We start from the raw sequence: 14,949 nt of genomic DNA on the forward strand, positions 1-14,949 counted from the left end.
TTGGCGTCTTGAAGAAATGTTACTTCGCCGATGCCTACATCGACGCCGCGAGCGCGGTCGGCGTTTCCCCGGCAAGCTGGCGGAATTCGCGCACCAGATGCGCCTGATCGGCATAGCCGCAGTCGGCGGCGATGCCGGCCCAATCGTCTTCCTGCCGCTTGGATAGCGAGAGTGCGCGGTTGAAGCGCACGATGCGCGACAATGTCTTCGGGCCGATGCCGATCGCGTCGGTGAATTTTGCCGCCAGATGCTTGCGGCTCCAGCCGATCTCGCCGGCGAGCGCGGAAATGCGGGTGCGGCCGCCCGACGCGATGACGGTCCTGTAGGCCCAGGCGATTTCGGGCGAAAGCGCATTCGCTTCCGCAAGGCGTCTGGCTATATAGTTCTCCGCTATGTCGAAGCGCGTCCCAATCCGACGCCTCGCCAAGCCGTTCGCGCAGCGCGATGCCGTCAAAGCCTAGCGCATCGTCCAGCCCGACCATGCGGTCGCGCAGCTCGCTCATCGGCAGGCCGAAGAATCGCCTGGCGCCGAGCGGGGTAAAATTGACCTGGACGCAGCAGGCGGCACCGAAGGATTCGATCGTGACCGGCCCGGCATAGAGGCCGGCGGCGAAGCTGGCGTAGCGATCATTGTCCCCGGGGGTTTGGCCTAGTCCGATGGCGAAGGCTTCGGCAAAGCTGATCACCAGCGGCACGGTGAGCGAGGCATATTCGACGATGCGGAAATGGCCGGGGCGGGTCTCGCGATAGCCGCAGATATCCGTGACGATGCCCGTAAGCGCGGCAGCGGGCTTGCGCCGAACCATCTCGAAATGGAGGGCCGGGGATCGATTGTCCTGTCGATGGCGTTCTGTCTCGTCGGACATTGCGCAAGCCTAGCAGAACACGCTCTCAAAAATCAAAAGCGCCCGGCACGTGCCGGGCGCTCCGAGTTGCCAGAGATTGGTGTGCTCAGGCGCCGCGCATCAGGCAGCCGGCGGCAAGCACGATATAGGCGATGAGCATGATCCAAACTGACGCAAGCGGAATGAATGCAAGAACGCCAAGAGCGGCAAGAAGGCCGATGATGGCGATGACCAACGAAATAATGAACACGATCTGGGTAGGCGCACTGAGATTCATGTCCGTCCCTCCAACATGATTCGCACCTGCGAACTCTAACAGCAGGAGCGTCACACACCAATGAGCTGGCGCAAGGGATTGGTTGGGTCGGCCAGCAGCTTCGCCGCCAGCGCTAGGCAGACGACCACCAACAGCGGCTTGATCAGCTTGGCGCCGATCCGGATGGCCAGGCTCGCGCCGACACGGGCGCCGATGAATTGCGCCGCGCCCATCATCAGGCCGATCTTCCAGTCGATGACGCCGACGGCGGCGAAGACGACGAAGCCGCCGATGTTGGAAGCGAAGTTCAGCAGCTTGGTGTGCGCGGTCGCCTTGAGCACGCCATAGCCGGCAAGGGTGACGAAGGCGAGCATGTAGAAGGAGCCGGCGCCGGGACCAAAGACACCGTCATAGAAGCCGACCAGCAGCGGGATGATCAGCCCGAACAGGAAAGGCGACAGCCGCTCGGCGCGGTCGACGTCGTCCATGTTCGGCTTCAGTGCGAAATAGAGCGCGATGGCGATCAAGAGCAGCGGCAGCAGGGCGCGCAGGAAATCGCCGGGAACGACCGTCGCCAGCAGCGCGCCGACCGCGCCGCCGACGAGCGCCAGCAGTGCTGACGGCAGCTGGCGGCGCAGGTTCACCTGACCGTTGGCGGCATAGTGGATGGTGGCCGAGCCGGAACCGAACATGCCCTGCAGCTTGTTGGTGCCGAGCGCGGCGACCGGCGAAAAACCGGCCAGCAGCAGCGCCGGGATCGTGATCAGCCCGCCGCCACCGGCGATCGAATCGACGAAGCCGGCGGCAAAGGCGGCGGCGATGAGGATGAGGACGGTCTGCAGGGTAAGGTCAATCATCAGGCAAGTCGCGGCGAGGAGAGCCGCAGCTTGCATCACGCTCGACCAGTTTGCGCAAGGCTAATTCCACGCTAAAGCGCGTCGCGCTGAACCGGATTCAGGCGACGCGCTTTAGGTTTTTGTTTTGATGCATGTCGTTGCCCCAGAACCGCTGCACACTTCTGGGCGACATGCATAGATCGGTTCACCGTTTCGTGGAAACGCCGAAACCGCTCCATCTTTTGTTTTGGCGCAATTGCGGACGGAAAACCGTTTCACACTTTTCCTGGAATTGCTCTAACAATCAGATGGAATCGCGGAGGGAGGCTGATGGCGATGGCGCTGCTTGACCAGATACGTTCGATCTTCGACGGTGACCCAGGGGTGCGCAAGGTGGCGGACGACCCTGTGCTGTCGGCGGAACTCTTGATGCTGTTCCGCATGATCCTGGCCGACGGCTCGGTCTCCGAGAGCGAGATGGTTGTCTTCCGGCGCATCTGCAAGGAAGCCTTCGGCATTGCCGAGACCTCGATCGACAGCGTCATCGAATATCTCAACGACTTTGGCTACGAGACCAACGGCTCGCAGGCGATCGCGCTGTTCCGCGACCTCGATGCCGAGCGCCGAAAACTCCTTGCGCGCCACATGGCCGAGATCGCCAAGGCCGATTCCAAGCTGGCGGAGAGCGAGGTCAAGCTTCTGCGCCGCACGCTCGACCTGCTCGATATCAGTGCGGTCGACGTGGTGAAGCCGGAGAGCTGAAAGCGGACCGGTCGTCTATCCCTGTTCCTGCATTCTGCGCGCGATGGCTCGGTGGAGGTCGGGCGCCGCCGAGACAAGCGCTTGCGCCGGTTCAGAGCGCGGATGGTCGAGCACTTCGGCGGCCCGGCCGCGCTCGACGATCTTGCCTTCATGCATGACCAGCACCTCGTCCGCCATGGCGCGGGCGACTGTCAAGTCATGGGTGATGAAGAGATAGGCGATGCCGAGCTTCTGGTTGAGCTCGGCGAAAAGGTCGAGGATCTGGGCGCGGATCGAGACGTCCAGCGCCGAGACCGGCTCATCGGCGACCACCAGCTTCGGACGGGTGATGATGGCGCGGGCGATCGACAGGCGCTGGCGTTGGCCGCCCGAGAATTCATGCGGATATTTGTCCATGTCGCGGGGACCGAGCCCGACTTCGTGCAGCGCATGCGCGACCATCTCGCGGCGCTCGGCCACGGCCGGCTGTTTCTCAAGAAGATGCAGCGGCTCCGCTACCAGCTTCTCCACCTTCTGGCGCGGGTCGAAGGAGCCGTAAGGATCCTGGAACACGACCTGCATATCGCGCCTTGCCGGCCTTAGCGCCGACTCCGGCTTGCCCGTGATGGCCTCGCCGCGAAAGCGGATCGTGCCCGCCGTGGGCTTGTCCAATGCGAGGATCATGCGGGCGAGGGTGGATTTGCCGCAACCCGAACGGCCGACGAGCGCCACCGATTGGGCAGGCTCAATGGTGAGCGAGACGTCGTCGACGGCGCGGATCGGTTGTGCCGGCCGGAACAGTGATATGCGCCGTCCCGGATAGTCCCGGCCGACGCCTTCGACTTCGAGCAAGGGTTTCGCCGAGCCGGCAAGGTGTGGTTTCGGACGCGGCGGCACATGCATGGAGGCAAGCGCCAGCTCGCGCGTGTAGGGGTGCGATTGTTCCGACAGGGTGCGCGCCGTGTCACCCGCTTCCATAACCTCGCCTTGGCGCAGGATGGTCAGGCGATCGGCCATCTCGGTCACCACGGCAAGGTCGTGCGAGATCAGCAGCAGCCCCATGCGGTTTTCGCTGACCAGATCGCGCAAAAGGTCGAGAATCTGCGCCTGCAGCACCACATCGAGCGCCGTGGTCGGCTCATCGGCGATCAACAATTTAGGTTTCAGCGCGCAGGCAATGGCGATGACGACGCGCTGGCGCTGGCCGCCGGACAGTTCGTGCGGGTAGCGCGACAGCGGGAATTTGGCTTCGGGCAGCCCGACGCGGTCGAGGATTTTTCGCGCGCGGTCCTCGGCTTCGGCGCGACCCGCCTTGGTGTGCCAGCGAATGCCTTCGGCGACCTGTTCGCCTATGGTCTTGACCGGGTTGAGCGCCGTCATCGGCTCCTGGAAGACCATGCCGATATCGTCGCCGCGCAAGGCGCACATCTGGTCCTCGCTCGCCGCGAGGATGTCGATGCCGGCGAAGCTGACGCGGCCTTCGGCGCGCGCCAGATGGGGAAGGAGTTGCATGACGGTCAGCGCCGTCATCGACTTGCCGGAGCCGGATTCGCCAACCAGGCCGACAACTTCGCCGGGCGCGATGGCGAGCTCGACGCCTTTCAGGATCGGTGTGCCGCCGATCGTCAGCGACAGGTTCTCGATCTCGAGCAGGCTCATCGCTGCCGCCGCGATTTCGGATCGAGGATGTCGGCGATGCCGTCGCCGAGCAGGTTCAGCCCAAGCACGGTGATGACGATCGCCATGCCGGGAAAGATCGCCATCCAGGGCGCGGTCACCATGCGCGTCTGCGCATCGAACAGCATGCGACCCCAACTCGGCATCGGCGGCTGGGCGCCGAGGCCGACATAGGAAAGCCCGGCTTCGGCCAGGATGCCCAGCGCAAACTGGATCGTGCCCTGGACAAGCAGCAGCGTCGCGATGTTGGGCAGGATGTGCTCGACGGTGATCCGCGTCATGCCTTTGCCGGCGGCGCGCGCGGCGAGGATGAACTCGCGCGGCCAGATGGCCAGCGCGCCGGCCCGCGCGACACGGGCGAAGACCGGGATGTTGAAGATGCCGATGGCGATGATGGCGTTGACGGCGCCCGGGCCGAAGATCGCGGTGATCATGATTGCCGAAAGCAGCGCCGGAAAGGCGAAGACGAGATCGTTGACACGCATCAGAGCCTCGTCGGCCATTCCGCCGCGCGCGGTGGCGAAGGCGCCGAGCGGCACGCCGATGCCCATGCCGATACCGACCGCGACCAGCGCCACGGCGATCGAGTTGCGGGCGCCGACCATGATCATCGACAGGATGTCGCGGCCGAAATGGTCGGTGCCGAACCAGTGCGCCGGCGAGGGCGCCTGCGTCTTGTCGGCGATCACCAGCCTGGTGACGTCATAAGGCGTCCAGACGAAGGAGAGCAGCGCGACGGCCACGACCAGCAGCGTGATAACGAGCCCGATCAGGAAGGAGCGGTTGCCGAACGCCTTGGCCAGCACGCCGGCAATGGTTTCCTCGGGCAGGTCGATGCGCATGGTCATTTGCGGCCTCGCAGGCGCGGGTCGACGATGGCGTAGGAGAAATCGACAATGAGGTTGATGAGGATCACGGCGGCGACCAGCAGCATGACGATGCTCTCGACCACGATCAGGTCGCGCTGGGTGATGGCCTGGAAGATCAGCCTGCCGAGGCCAGGCAGGTAAAAGACATTCTCGATGATGATGGTGCCGGCGAGCAGGAAGGCGAATTGCAGGCCGAGAATGGTGAGCACGGGGATCATGGCGTTGCGCAGCGCATGGCGCCAGAGCACGGCGCGATAGGGCAGGCCCTTGGCGCGGGCGGTGCGGATATAATCCTCGTTGAGCACCTCGATCAGCGCAGAGCGGGCGACGCGCGCCAGGATCGCCGCCTGCGGCAGCGCCAATGCGACGGCCGGCAAGATCAGGGATTTCAGCGCCGTCCAGATGCCGGCGTTCCAGCCGGGAAAGCCGCCGGCCGGAACCAGCCGCAGCCAGACCGCGAAGAGATAGATCAGCATCAGCGCGAACCAGAAATTGGGCACTGCGACGCCGAGTTGGGCTGCCCCCATGGCAAGCGTGTCGCCCGCCCGGCCTTGTCGGCTGGCTGAGAACACGCCGACCGGAATGGCGATGACCGTTGACAGGGCGAGCGCAATCAGCGCCAGCGGAAGAGAGACGACGACGCGCTCGCGGACAAGATCTATGACAGGCACGGAGTAGGTGTAGGAGCGGCCTAAATCGAGGCTGAGCATTCCGCCTACCCAATGCAGGTAGCGCAGGACAAGCGGTGCGTTCAGCCCCATCTGGTCGCGCAGCAACACGACCTGATCGGCGCTGGCGTTGAAGCCCAGCATCAGCCGCGCCGGATCACCGGGCAGGATTTCCATCACGGCGAAAACGACCATCGAGGCCAGCACCAGGGTGAGGGCGGCGATGATGAGGCGTTTTAGGAGGTAGGCGGTCATTGCTGAAGAATTGTTGAGTTGCCGGGTGCAACGACCGGGTTAAGACGGAGTTCCCGCCCACCCCCCTCTGTCCTGCCCGGTCCACCCTCAGTAGCTGCAGCGCAGCTGCTGCGGAGGACGGGCAGGGCAGAGGGGGGTGTGACGGAGCGCAAGGTTCGCCTTTGGCCGAGAGGCCTCAATCCGTCCACTTCACCTTGGTCAGGTCATTGGCCTGGATCGGCGCATTTTCCCACAGGCCCTGCAGCTTGGCGTCCCAGACGCCGACCTTCGGCAATTCATAGAGGAAGCCGACCACGGCATCGTCAGCCAGAATCTTCTGCGCCTCGCCGAGCAGCTCCTTACGCTTTGCCTCGTCGGAGGTGAGGTTCAGGTCGGCGATTATCTTGTCGAAGGTCGGGTTGCTGTAATTGAAATAATAGTCCTTGCGCGAATAGATATCGATGTCGTTCGGCTCGGTGTGGGAGACGATGGTCAGGTCGTAATCCTTCTTGGTGAAGACCTGGTCCAGCCACTGCGCCCATTCTACAGGGATAATCTGCAGATCGATGCCGACGTCGCGCAGTTGCGAGGCGATGATCTCGCCGCCGAGCCGCGCATAGGAAGGCGGCGGCAGCTTCAGCGTCGCCTTGAAGCCGTTCTCGAGGCCGGCTTCCTTCAGCAGTTCCTTGGCCTTGTCGACATTGTGCGGATAAAGCCCGGTGAGATCCACGTAGTCCTTGTTAGCCGGCGACATATGCGAGCCGATCGGCACGCCGAGACCGGCCGAAGCGCCGTCGATGATCGCCTTGCGGTCGAGCGCGTAGGAGATCGCCTGGCGCACCTGCAGCTTGTCGAAAGGCGGCTTCTTGTTGTTGATCGACAGGATCGTTTCGCCTTCCGTCGAGCCGATCACCACCTTGAAACGAGGGTCGTCCTTGACCTGCGAGACGCTGTCCGGATCGAAGAAAGGGAAGGCCTGGATGTCGCCGGAAAGCAGCGCCGGCACGGCGGCCGCGGCATCCGGCACGACGCGGAACTCGACCTTGTCGAGGGATACCGGCGCTCCCCAATAGCCGTCGGCCTTGACCAATGTGATCGACGAGCCCTTGGCCCAGTTCTGGAACTTGAAGGGACCGGTGCCGATCGGCTTTTCCTTGTTGGCGTCGGCCGATTTCGGCGACACGATCACCGCATCGCCCCAGCCCATATTGTAGAGGAAGGAGCCTTGCGGGTTCTTCAGCGTCACTTTCACGGTCGTCGGATCGACGACGTCCACCTTGTCGATCTGCGCAAACAGGCCCTTCTGCGCATTGACCGAATTGTCGGCGCGCGCGCGGTCGAGCGAGAATTTCACATCGTCGGCGCTGAAGCCTGAACCGTCATGGAATTTCACACCGGCATGCAGCTTGAAAGTATAGGTCTTGCCGTCATCCGAGATGGTCCAGCTTTCGGCAAGGTCTGGCAGGACCTCGCCGTTCGGGCCGATGCGCGTGAGACCTTCGAAGACGTTGGCGTAGAGCACCTCGTCGATCGCCGCGGCAGCGCCCGCTGTCGGATCGAGATGCGGAGGTTCGAGTGGAATGCCGATGACGAGGTCGGTGCGCGCTGCAAAGGCCGACGTGGCGGCGGCGAATGACAGCACGGCCGCGGCGAAAATCGTCTTCCACAATTTCATCGCTGAACTCCCATTTGCTTAAACCTAGCCAAGTGTTAGCGGATAGAAGCGTGATTTCGCGCGCGAGTAAATTGCGTTTCGTGCTGTCGGACAGCGCCAAGGGAAATGTTTTTCCCGATCAACCGGCCGTGCCGCGCAGGAGCACGTTGAGGCCGATCGCCATCACCTTGGCCGATTCCACCATGTCGGCGATGCCCACCCATTCGTCCGGCCTATGCGCAAGGTCGAGAATGCCCGGGCCATAGGCGATGCAGTCATAGAGGTGGCCGATGCGCGCGACGTGCTTCTGGTCGTAGGTGCCGGGCGAGATCACATAGTCGGGCTCGCGGTCGAACACCTCCATGATGCCTTTCGCGACGGCTTTGACCACCGGCGCGTCGCGCTCGGTCATCAGCGGCAGCACCTCCATCAGGTCGCGGATCTCGTAGTCGAATTTCTTCCGCTCGCGCTTCAGCCGCTCGAGGATGCCGGTGACTTCGCCCTTGACGGTGGCGATGTCCTCTTCGAGCAGGAAGCGACGGTCGATGGTGAGCCGGCACCAATCCGGCACGTTGGGCGAGGGAAGCCCCGGCCGGAAATCCTCGGTCTGGCCGCCATGGATCGAGTTGATGTTCATCGTTGAGCGCTTTGCGCCTTCCGGCACCACCGGCATGCGCGTCATCTTGCGGTCGAGCGCCGGGAACAACTCGTCTTCGAATGCCTGCAGCACGGCGCCCATATGGCGCACCGCATTGTCGCCGAGGAACGGCATCGAGCCATGCGCGATCTCACCCTTGGTCTCGATCTCGGCCCACCAGACGCCACGGTGGCCAAGGCAGATGCGATCCTTGTTCAACGGCTCAGGGATGATGACGTGATCGACCTTCGGCTTCGAGAAATAGCCGAGCCTTGCCAGATGGGCGACGCCGCCGAAACCGCCCGATTCCTCATCCGCCGTACCTGATATCTCGATGGCGCCGGGAAAATCGGGATAGACTTCCATGAAGGCTTCCACGGCGATGACCGAGGCCGCCAGGCCGCCTTTCATGTCGCAGGCGCCGCGGCCATAGACCCTGCCGTCCTTCACCTCGCCGGCAAAGGGATCGACGGTCCAGCCGTCGCCGGCCTCGACCACGTCGATATGCGAGTTGAAGTGCACGCATGGGCCGGGCGAGCGGCCGTCGAAGCGGGCGACGACATTGACGCGCGGATAGCGGTCGCTGTCGCCGGGCGCGCCTTCGGCGCGGATAAACTCGGTTTCGAAGCCGCGTTTCCTGAGACGCGCGCCGAGAAACTCGGCGCATGGCCCATAGGCTTCACCCGGCGGATTGACGGTCGGGAAGCGGATCAGGTCCGCGGTCAGCGCAACGAGGTCGTCGACCCGGTCCTCGACCGCCTTGAGAAGTCGTTCATTCATTCGGCGGATTGAAGAAGGAACGCAGCACTTTTGCAAGCGATCAGTCGCTCATTTGCAAGCGACCAGTCGCTCATTGCCACACGACGATCCGGGCATGGCCCAACGCCTCGCCTAAACTTCAGAGAGTGCGTATCGTGGCGGCAACCATACCGGGAAAATCGTTCAAATTCACCGTATCGCATTGGCGGAATCGTCAACGAGTGTGTGGTATTTAACGCATCTGCCGGCAAAAAGATGGAAAAAACGCGTCGATGGCAGGGGCAATCAAAGGGGTTTGATCGCATGAAAAAGTTCGTTCTCATGGCAACCGTGCTGGCAACCGCGTTGTTCGGCATGTCTATCGCAAGTCGGGCGGCCAACCTGGTCGCCAACATCGACGTCTCGTCGCAGACCATGACCGTCAGCAAATACGGCCAGGTGGTTTATCGCTGGAGCGTTTCGACCGCGCGCAAGGGCTACTTCACGCCGCGCGGCAGCTACCGGCCGCAATGGACCGCCCGGATGTGGTACTCGAGCAAGTATGACAACTCGCCGATGCCCTATTCGGTGTTCTTCCACGGTGGCTACGCCATCCACGGCACCGGGGCGGTCAGAAATCTCGGGCGCCCGGCCTCGCATGGCTGCGTGCGCCTGCATCCGGTCAACGCAGCGACCTTCTACGCGATGGTCAAGGAAGCCGGCTTCGGCAACACGCGGATCGTCGTCGCCAACTGACAACAACCAGGAGAGGGGCGGCGAAGTCGCAGGCTGACATCGCTGTCTGCGCTTGTCTCTTTCGGCGCGTTGCAGCAATACCTCACATGCTTCGAAAAACAACAGTTTAGGCAGCTCACATCATCGTCGAAGCTGGTTTAGACAGCGCGACGATGGTAAGGACGAAGCGTTAATTCTGGCTGCTTGGGGACTATGATGTATAGATTTCTTTTGAGCGCTGCGATCGCGGCAACCGCAACTTCGGCCTTCGCTGCCGACGCGCCGGTCGTTCTGGATCAGGAACTCGCCCAGCCGCATATTTCCGGCTACGGCGAGGTGTATCTGGGTGGTCTCTATTTCGCGACCCCTGGCGACGACGCAAATGGCACGACAGCGGGCGGTGCCGCGCGGGTCAATTTTCCCATCGACGCTCGCTGGAACATCCAGACTGATGCGATAATCGATTCGCTTTGGGTCGAAGGCGTAAACATCTACAGCTACGGCGGCGCCGTTCACGGCTACTGGCGTGATCCGAGTTCCTACGCCCTCGGCGGTTTTGCCACGCTTAACGGATATGGCGGCGACGAGGGCATCGGTGGCGAAAATCTCTACACCTTCACCGTGGGTCCGGAAGCGCAAGCTTATTTCGGCAACGTGACAGTCTACGGCCAAGTCTACTACGGCCAGCTGCGGGCCAGCGGCGAATCCGAACATTTGGACAATTGGGGCGGTCGTGGCGTGGTGCGATACTTCGCTCAGGATAACCTTCGCCTCGACGGCGAACTGGGCTTTTCGCGTCTTTCCGGATTTGGCCAGCATTTCGATACGTTCTCGGCTGCATTGCAGGCAACCTACCGGTTCTCTGGCACGCCTTGGTCCGTGTTTGGGCGCTACCAGCTGGATCACCTGACCTTCTCCGAAGCTTCGGGCAGCGTAAACGTCCACAAATATGTAATTGGCCTGCGGGCAAGCTTCGGCTCCGATACGCTTCTTTCCGAGGATCGCAATGGCGCTACCATGGATACTTATCGACCCAACTTTGCGGTGCCATTCCTCTAGGAATTGCGCAGCCAAGTTCCAGTAACTTGGCTAAAGCGCGTCGCCCAGAAGTGTGCAGCGGTTCTGGGACAACGACATGCATAAAAACAAGGGCTTAAAGCGCGTCGCCTGAATCCGGTTCAGCGCGACGCGCTTTAGTTTCCCGACACAGGGATTTTGAAAGGTTGCCGTTTGTCTTGGTGCAGGATTTTCCGTTCATTTCCGTGAAATCAGGGCAAACGCCGGAGATTGGTTGAAGCCGCCCCAACGTCGTCATTCTATGGCGGAGCAAGGAGCGAAGCGACGCGCGCAGACCATAGAATCCATGCCGTGACTTGGAAGTGGTGCTGCGGTGCAGAATTCTGCTCCGCAGCGCCTTCGATCAAGGCCACGGCATGGATTCTAGGGTCTACGCGGTACGCTTCGCCCTAGAATGACGACGATGGGATGGGCGTTTCGGCCAATCTCCAAGGCATGTCACCTGCAGACTCGGCACTCTTGTGCTCCGGATGGGATCGGGCCGAAGACGTCGCTGAGTGCTATTAGATTTGGCCCGGAGTTCAGCCGGCCTGCCTGGCCTGACCGCGCCGCTTGCGGCGACGGCCGCTGATTTCCCAGCGCTTGTGGAACCACATCCACTGGCCGGGATCCTCGCGCACCCAGCGCTCGACCACCTCGGTGAGGAGCTGGGTGGCAGCATTGACGTCGACACTGCCGTCTTCGGTGCGCGGCAAGCTCAGCTTGTCCTCGATGTCCAGGCGGAAGCGGTTGCCCGGCAGCCTGACGCAGCGAGCAGGGTAAACATCGCAGTCGTAATGGCGGGCGAGCATGCCAAGCATCGGGTTGCTCTGGCATGGGCGGCCGAAGAACATCGTCTCCACACCGCCTGAAAATTTCTGATCTACCAGCACGCCGATATTGCCGCCATTCTCCAGGATGGCGGCAAGAGCGAACGACGCACCGGTGGCGGAGGGTAGCAGCCCACCCATGGAGGAGCGGCGCGTCGAGAGAATGTAGTCGGCAAGGTAGGGATTGTTCGGCGGGCGAAACAGCGCCGTGATGCTCATGCCGAAAGTGGCGGCGGCCACCGGCAGCAGCTCGAAATTGCCGAGATGGCCGGTGAACAGGATGTGCGGCTTCTTCTCGCCGGCGATCTCGACGAAATGCTCGATGCCGCGAACCTCGACCCGGCCCGGCTTCGAAGCGTTCGGATCAAAGTCGAACAGCGCGTCGAGGAAGATGTACTCGGCCGCGAGGCGAGCCATGTTGCCCCACATGTCGAGCGCGATCGCTTCGATCTCGGCGTCGCTCTTTTCCGGATAGGCAAGGCGCAGATTGTTGACGGCCACGCGGTGGCGTCCAACCAAGGGGCCGATGCGGCGGGCGGCACGGTCGGCGAAGTTGAGCGCGCTGTCGGGCGGCAACAAACGCAGCAGCGACAGCATCACCATGGCGAGCCTGGCGACCAGCCAGTGCTCCAGCTGGCGCAGCCGCCGGCCGTAGCGGAACATGAAGTCCCGGCGGGCTTTCCTGAACACCTTGCCGACCATCCGCTTTTCCTGGAATTGCTTTAGGAAACGCGCAGGATGATCTTGCCGAAGACGTCGCGGCCTTCCATGCGCTTCAGCGCGGCGTCGATGTCGTCGAAGCCGACCTCGGTGTCGATCACCGGGGCAACGAGGCCGGCCGCCATCTTCTGCATGGCATTGGCCATGTTCTCCATGCGGCAGCCGAAGGACCCGAGCAGCTTCAGCTGTTGCTGGAAGAGCTGCATCAGGTTGACCTGCGTCGACACGCCCGAGGTCGAGCCGCAGGTGACGAGGCGGCCGCCGCGCTTCAAACAGAGCATCGAACCTGCAAAAGTGTCGGCGCCGACATGCTCGAACACCACGTCGACGCCCTTTTTCCTGGTCAGCTTGCGCACGACGCCTTCGAAACGGTCCTCGCGGTAGTTGATGACATGGTCGGCGCCAAGCGCCTTGGCCTTGTCGATCTTGTCGTTCGAGCCGACGGTGGTGATCACCATGCAGCCCATCTTCTTGGCCAGCTGGATGGCGGCGGAGCCGATGCCGGAACCGCCGGCATGTACGAGGATGGTTTCGCCCGGTTCCAGCTTGGCATTGTCGAACAGCATATGCTCGACCGTGCCGAAGGTGACCGGAGCGACCGCCGCACCGATTTCCGTGACGCCGGAAGGAGCGGGCACCAGGAGGCGCGCCGGCAGGTTGATCTTCTCCTGCGCGAAACCATCGAGGTGGAAGCCGTGGACGCCGGAAACATGCTCGCAGAGATTGTCGCGGCCTTCACGGCAGGCACGGCACAGCCCGCAGGTGCGCGCGCCGTAGATCGACACCAATTGTCCCGGCAGGAGGTTGGAGACGCCGGGCCCGACCGCTTCGACCTCGCCCGCGGCTTCGGCGCCGACGACCAGCGGCAGCTTGCGCTTGGCAAAAGCCATGCCGCGCCAGCCCCAGACGTCGATATGGTTGAGCGCCACCGCCTTGATGCGGAGCGTCACTTCGCCGAGCGAAGGCGGCGGGGGAGGCGGCAGGTCCACCGCTTCAAGGCGGCGGTCCTCGATAAGTTGCAATGCGCGCATTTGGCCTGTCGGGTTCTGATCTAAAGCGCGTTGCGCTTTAGTTCTTTGTTTTATGCATGTCGTCGTCGCAAAACCGATTTCACTTTTGCGCGACATGCATTGGCGGAAAAAGTCCGCTTAGACCGGTTCCCTTGCCATGACAAGGCAGGTGTTCTGGCCGCCGAAGCCGAAGGAATTCGACAAAACCGTGCCGACTTCGGCGTTGCGCTTCTTGTTCGGCACGACGTCGAGCACGATAGCGGGGTCGGGATTGTCGTAGTTGATGGTCGGCGGGATGACGCTTTCGCGCATGGTCATCAGCGAGAAAGCGGCCTCGACCGCGCCGGCGGCCGACAGCGTGTGGCCGATCATCGACTTGTTCGATGAAACCGGCATCGAGCCGATGCGTTCGCCGAAGACGGTCGACAGCGACAGATGCTCCATCTTGTCGTTTTCCGGCGTCGAGGTGCCGTGCGCATTGACGTAGTCGATCTCGTCCTCACCTAGGCCCGCATCGTCAAGCGCGGCGCGCACAGCCGCGATTGCCGGCGAGGCGTCGGGCTTGGAGCGGGTGCGGTGGAAGTCGTCGGCCTTTTCGCCGCAGCCGCGCATGATGCCGAGGATGGTGGCGCCGCGTGCAAGGGCTGCCTCCAGCGATTCCAGCACCAGCGCGCCGGAGCCTTCCGCCAGCACGAAGCCGTCGCGGTCCTTGGAGAAGGGTTTTGACGCCTTCTCGGGGAGGTCGTTGTGGGTGGAGAGCGCCGAGAGCAACGAGAAGCGGATCAGCGCCTCAGCGGTGGCTGACCCATCGGTGCCGATCGACAGCGCCTTGTCGCACTCGCCGCGACGGATCGCCTCGACGCCGAGCTGGATGGCAGTGGCGCCGGAAGCGCAGGCAGTCGACAAGGTGATCGGCAGGCCGCGCGTACCAAAATGGTCGGCCAGCCGGTCGGCAATCGAGCCGAACTGCGTGGTCTCGAAAATGTCGAGCTCCTTCAATCCGCGTGCCACGCGAAGCAGCCTTTCGGCGCCGGCGTCGCCCTCGCCGGAATTGTAGAGCGAAAAGCGGTCGGCCCAGTCGAGCTCGACCGGCGGCGAGGCCAGGAACAGCGGGCCACCGAAATCGCCTGAGTCCAAACCCGCCTCGGAGACGGCCTCCTGGGCAGCGGTTTCGGCCAGTTCGTAGGTGAGGTGACTAGCGCCCTTCGAACTCGACGGCAGGAAGTCGACCATGCCGGAAATGCGCGTGTTGAGCTGATCGACCGGGAAGCGGGTGATCGGATGGATGCCGGACGTGCCCGACGTCAGCGCCGCCCAATTGTCTTTTTTGCCGATACCCAGCGACGTCACGACGCCGATACCGGTGACGGCGACGATCGGCCGACCCATGTGATCGCGAAGATTGGCCATGCTTTACGTGCCTCGTCCTTGAGCAATTCCAGG

At 62.8% G+C, this 14,949-nt stretch carries 13 protein-coding genes and 1 pseudogene; 3 read left to right on the top strand and 11 right to left on the bottom strand.

Going from position 1 to position 14,949, the window contains the following annotated elements; all coding sequences use genetic code 11:
* Nucleotides 1-34: 34 nt before the first annotated feature.
* From RFM98_RS00970 to RFM98_RS00980, 3 genes and pseudogenes are all read right to left on the bottom strand, one after another.
* Nucleotides 35-866: pseudogene (locus RFM98_RS00970) on the bottom strand (helix-turn-helix domain-containing protein).
* An 85-nt stretch (nt 867-951) separates the two neighbouring features.
* On the bottom strand, nt 952-1,122 hold the full coding sequence (locus RFM98_RS00975; RefSeq protein WP_112127440.1) for a hypothetical protein: 171 nt from the start codon (nt 1,120-1,122) through the stop codon (nt 952-954).
* Between the two features lie 50 nt (nt 1,123-1,172).
* Complete coding sequence (locus RFM98_RS00980) at nt 1,173-1,958, bottom strand: TSUP family transporter (RefSeq protein WP_320307084.1); 786 nt, start codon at nt 1,956-1,958, stop codon at nt 1,173-1,175.
* Between the two features lie 309 nt (nt 1,959-2,267).
* Between RFM98_RS00980 and RFM98_RS00985 the strand changes: the two genes are divergently transcribed.
* Nucleotides 2,268-2,699 (top strand): TerB family tellurite resistance protein, encoded by a 432-nt coding sequence (locus RFM98_RS00985; RefSeq protein ID WP_320307085.1) that lies wholly within the window; start codon nt 2,268-2,270, stop codon nt 2,697-2,699.
* Nucleotides 2,700-2,714: 15 nt separating this feature from the next.
* Here the strand turns inward: RFM98_RS00985 and RFM98_RS00990 are convergent, their stop codons facing one another.
* From RFM98_RS00990 to RFM98_RS01010, 5 genes are all read right to left on the bottom strand, one after another.
* Complete coding sequence (locus RFM98_RS00990; RefSeq protein WP_320307086.1) at nt 2,715-4,337, bottom strand: ABC transporter ATP-binding protein; 1,623 nt, start codon at nt 4,335-4,337, stop codon at nt 2,715-2,717.
* Entirely contained in the window at nt 4,334-5,203 is an 870-nt protein-coding gene (locus RFM98_RS00995) for an ABC transporter permease (RefSeq protein WP_320307087.1), read from the bottom strand. The genes RFM98_RS00990 and RFM98_RS00995 overlap by 4 nt, the downstream gene beginning before the upstream one ends.
* Nucleotides 5,200-6,147, bottom strand: a complete 948-nt coding sequence (locus RFM98_RS01000; protein WP_320307088.1) for an ABC transporter permease — start codon at nt 6,145-6,147, stop codon at nt 5,200-5,202. Before RFM98_RS01000 ends, RFM98_RS00995 begins: the two co-directional genes overlap by 4 nt.
* Before the next feature lie 175 nt (nt 6,148-6,322).
* Nucleotides 6,323-7,801, bottom strand: a complete 1,479-nt coding sequence (locus tag RFM98_RS01005; protein ID WP_320307089.1) for an ABC transporter substrate-binding protein — start codon at nt 7,799-7,801, stop codon at nt 6,323-6,325.
* A gap of 118 nt (nt 7,802-7,919) precedes the next feature.
* Nucleotides 7,920-9,197 carry an acetylornithine deacetylase/succinyl-diaminopimelate desuccinylase family protein gene (locus RFM98_RS01010; RefSeq protein WP_320307090.1) on the bottom strand — a complete coding sequence of 426 codons (1,278 nt, stop codon included), beginning with the start codon at nt 9,195-9,197 and terminating at the stop codon, nt 7,920-7,922.
* 282 nt (nt 9,198-9,479) lie between these two features.
* Here RFM98_RS01010 and RFM98_RS01015 point away from each other — a divergent pair, with 282 nt between their 5' ends.
* Nucleotides 9,480-9,911 (top strand): L,D-transpeptidase, encoded by a 432-nt coding sequence (locus RFM98_RS01015; protein ID WP_320307091.1) that lies wholly within the window; start codon nt 9,480-9,482, stop codon nt 9,909-9,911.
* A 195-nt stretch (nt 9,912-10,106) separates the two neighbouring features.
* Entirely contained in the window at nt 10,107-10,949 is an 843-nt protein-coding gene (locus tag RFM98_RS01020) for a hypothetical protein (protein WP_320307092.1), read from the top strand.
* Nucleotides 10,950-11,488: 539 nt separating this feature from the next.
* Here RFM98_RS01020 and RFM98_RS01025 read toward each other — a convergent pair.
* The 3 genes from RFM98_RS01025 to RFM98_RS01035 all read right to left on the bottom strand — a co-directional run bounded on the left by RFM98_RS01025 (nt 11,489) and on the right by RFM98_RS01035 (nt 14,916).
* Complete coding sequence (locus RFM98_RS01025) at nt 11,489-12,478, bottom strand: lipid A biosynthesis lauroyl acyltransferase (RefSeq protein ID WP_320307093.1); 990 nt, start codon at nt 12,476-12,478, stop codon at nt 11,489-11,491.
* Nucleotides 12,479-12,498: 20 nt separating this feature from the next.
* Nucleotides 12,499-13,527: a zinc-binding dehydrogenase gene (locus RFM98_RS01030; protein WP_320307094.1), complete on the bottom strand. Its 1,029-nt coding sequence runs from the start codon at nt 13,525-13,527 to the stop codon at nt 12,499-12,501.
* A 117-nt stretch (nt 13,528-13,644) separates the two neighbouring features.
* Nucleotides 13,645-14,916: a beta-ketoacyl-ACP synthase gene (locus RFM98_RS01035; protein ID WP_320307095.1), complete on the bottom strand. Its 1,272-nt coding sequence runs from the start codon at nt 14,914-14,916 to the stop codon at nt 13,645-13,647.
* Nucleotides 14,917-14,949: the final 33 nt, after the last annotated feature.

Source organism: Mesorhizobium australafricanum, assembly GCF_033977265.1.
GTDB lineage: Bacteria > Pseudomonadota > Alphaproteobacteria > Rhizobiales > Rhizobiaceae > Mesorhizobium > Mesorhizobium australafricanum.

What these genes read in the sequence shown, in the direction of transcription:
- RFM98_RS01035 (WP_320307095.1), bottom strand. Translation starts at nt 14,916, where the DNA reads ATGGCCAATCTTCGCGATCACATGGGTCGGCCGATCGTCGCCGTCACC.
- RFM98_RS00985 (WP_320307085.1), top strand. Translation starts at nt 2,268, where the DNA reads ATGGCGATGGCGCTGCTTGACCAGATACGTTCGATCTTCGACGGTGAC.
- RFM98_RS01005 (WP_320307089.1), bottom strand. Translation starts at nt 7,801, where the DNA reads ATGAAATTGTGGAAGACGATTTTCGCCGCGGCCGTGCTGTCATTCGCC.
- RFM98_RS00995 (WP_320307087.1), bottom strand. Translation starts at nt 5,203, where the DNA reads ATGACCATGCGCATCGACCTGCCCGAGGAAACCATTGCCGGCGTGCTG.
- RFM98_RS00990 (WP_320307086.1), bottom strand. Translation starts at nt 4,337, where the DNA reads ATGAGCCTGCTCGAGATCGAGAACCTGTCGCTGACGATCGGCGGCACA.
- RFM98_RS01020 (WP_320307092.1), top strand. Translation starts at nt 10,107, where the DNA reads ATGTATAGATTTCTTTTGAGCGCTGCGATCGCGGCAACCGCAACTTCG.
- RFM98_RS00975 (WP_112127440.1), bottom strand. Translation starts at nt 1,122, where the DNA reads ATGAATCTCAGTGCGCCTACCCAGATCGTGTTCATTATTTCGTTGGTC.
- RFM98_RS01030 (WP_320307094.1), bottom strand. Translation starts at nt 13,527, where the DNA reads ATGCGCGCATTGCAACTTATCGAGGACCGCCGCCTTGAAGCGGTGGAC.
- RFM98_RS00980 (WP_320307084.1), bottom strand. Translation starts at nt 1,958, where the DNA reads ATGATTGACCTTACCCTGCAGACCGTCCTCATCCTCATCGCCGCCGCC.
- RFM98_RS01000 (WP_320307088.1), bottom strand. Translation starts at nt 6,147, where the DNA reads ATGACCGCCTACCTCCTAAAACGCCTCATCATCGCCGCCCTCACCCTG.
- RFM98_RS01015 (WP_320307091.1), top strand. Translation starts at nt 9,480, where the DNA reads ATGAAAAAGTTCGTTCTCATGGCAACCGTGCTGGCAACCGCGTTGTTC.
- RFM98_RS01010 (WP_320307090.1), bottom strand. Translation starts at nt 9,197, where the DNA reads ATGAATGAACGACTTCTCAAGGCGGTCGAGGACCGGGTCGACGACCTC.
- RFM98_RS01025 (WP_320307093.1), bottom strand. Translation starts at nt 12,478, where the DNA reads ATGGTCGGCAAGGTGTTCAGGAAAGCCCGCCGGGACTTCATGTTCCGC.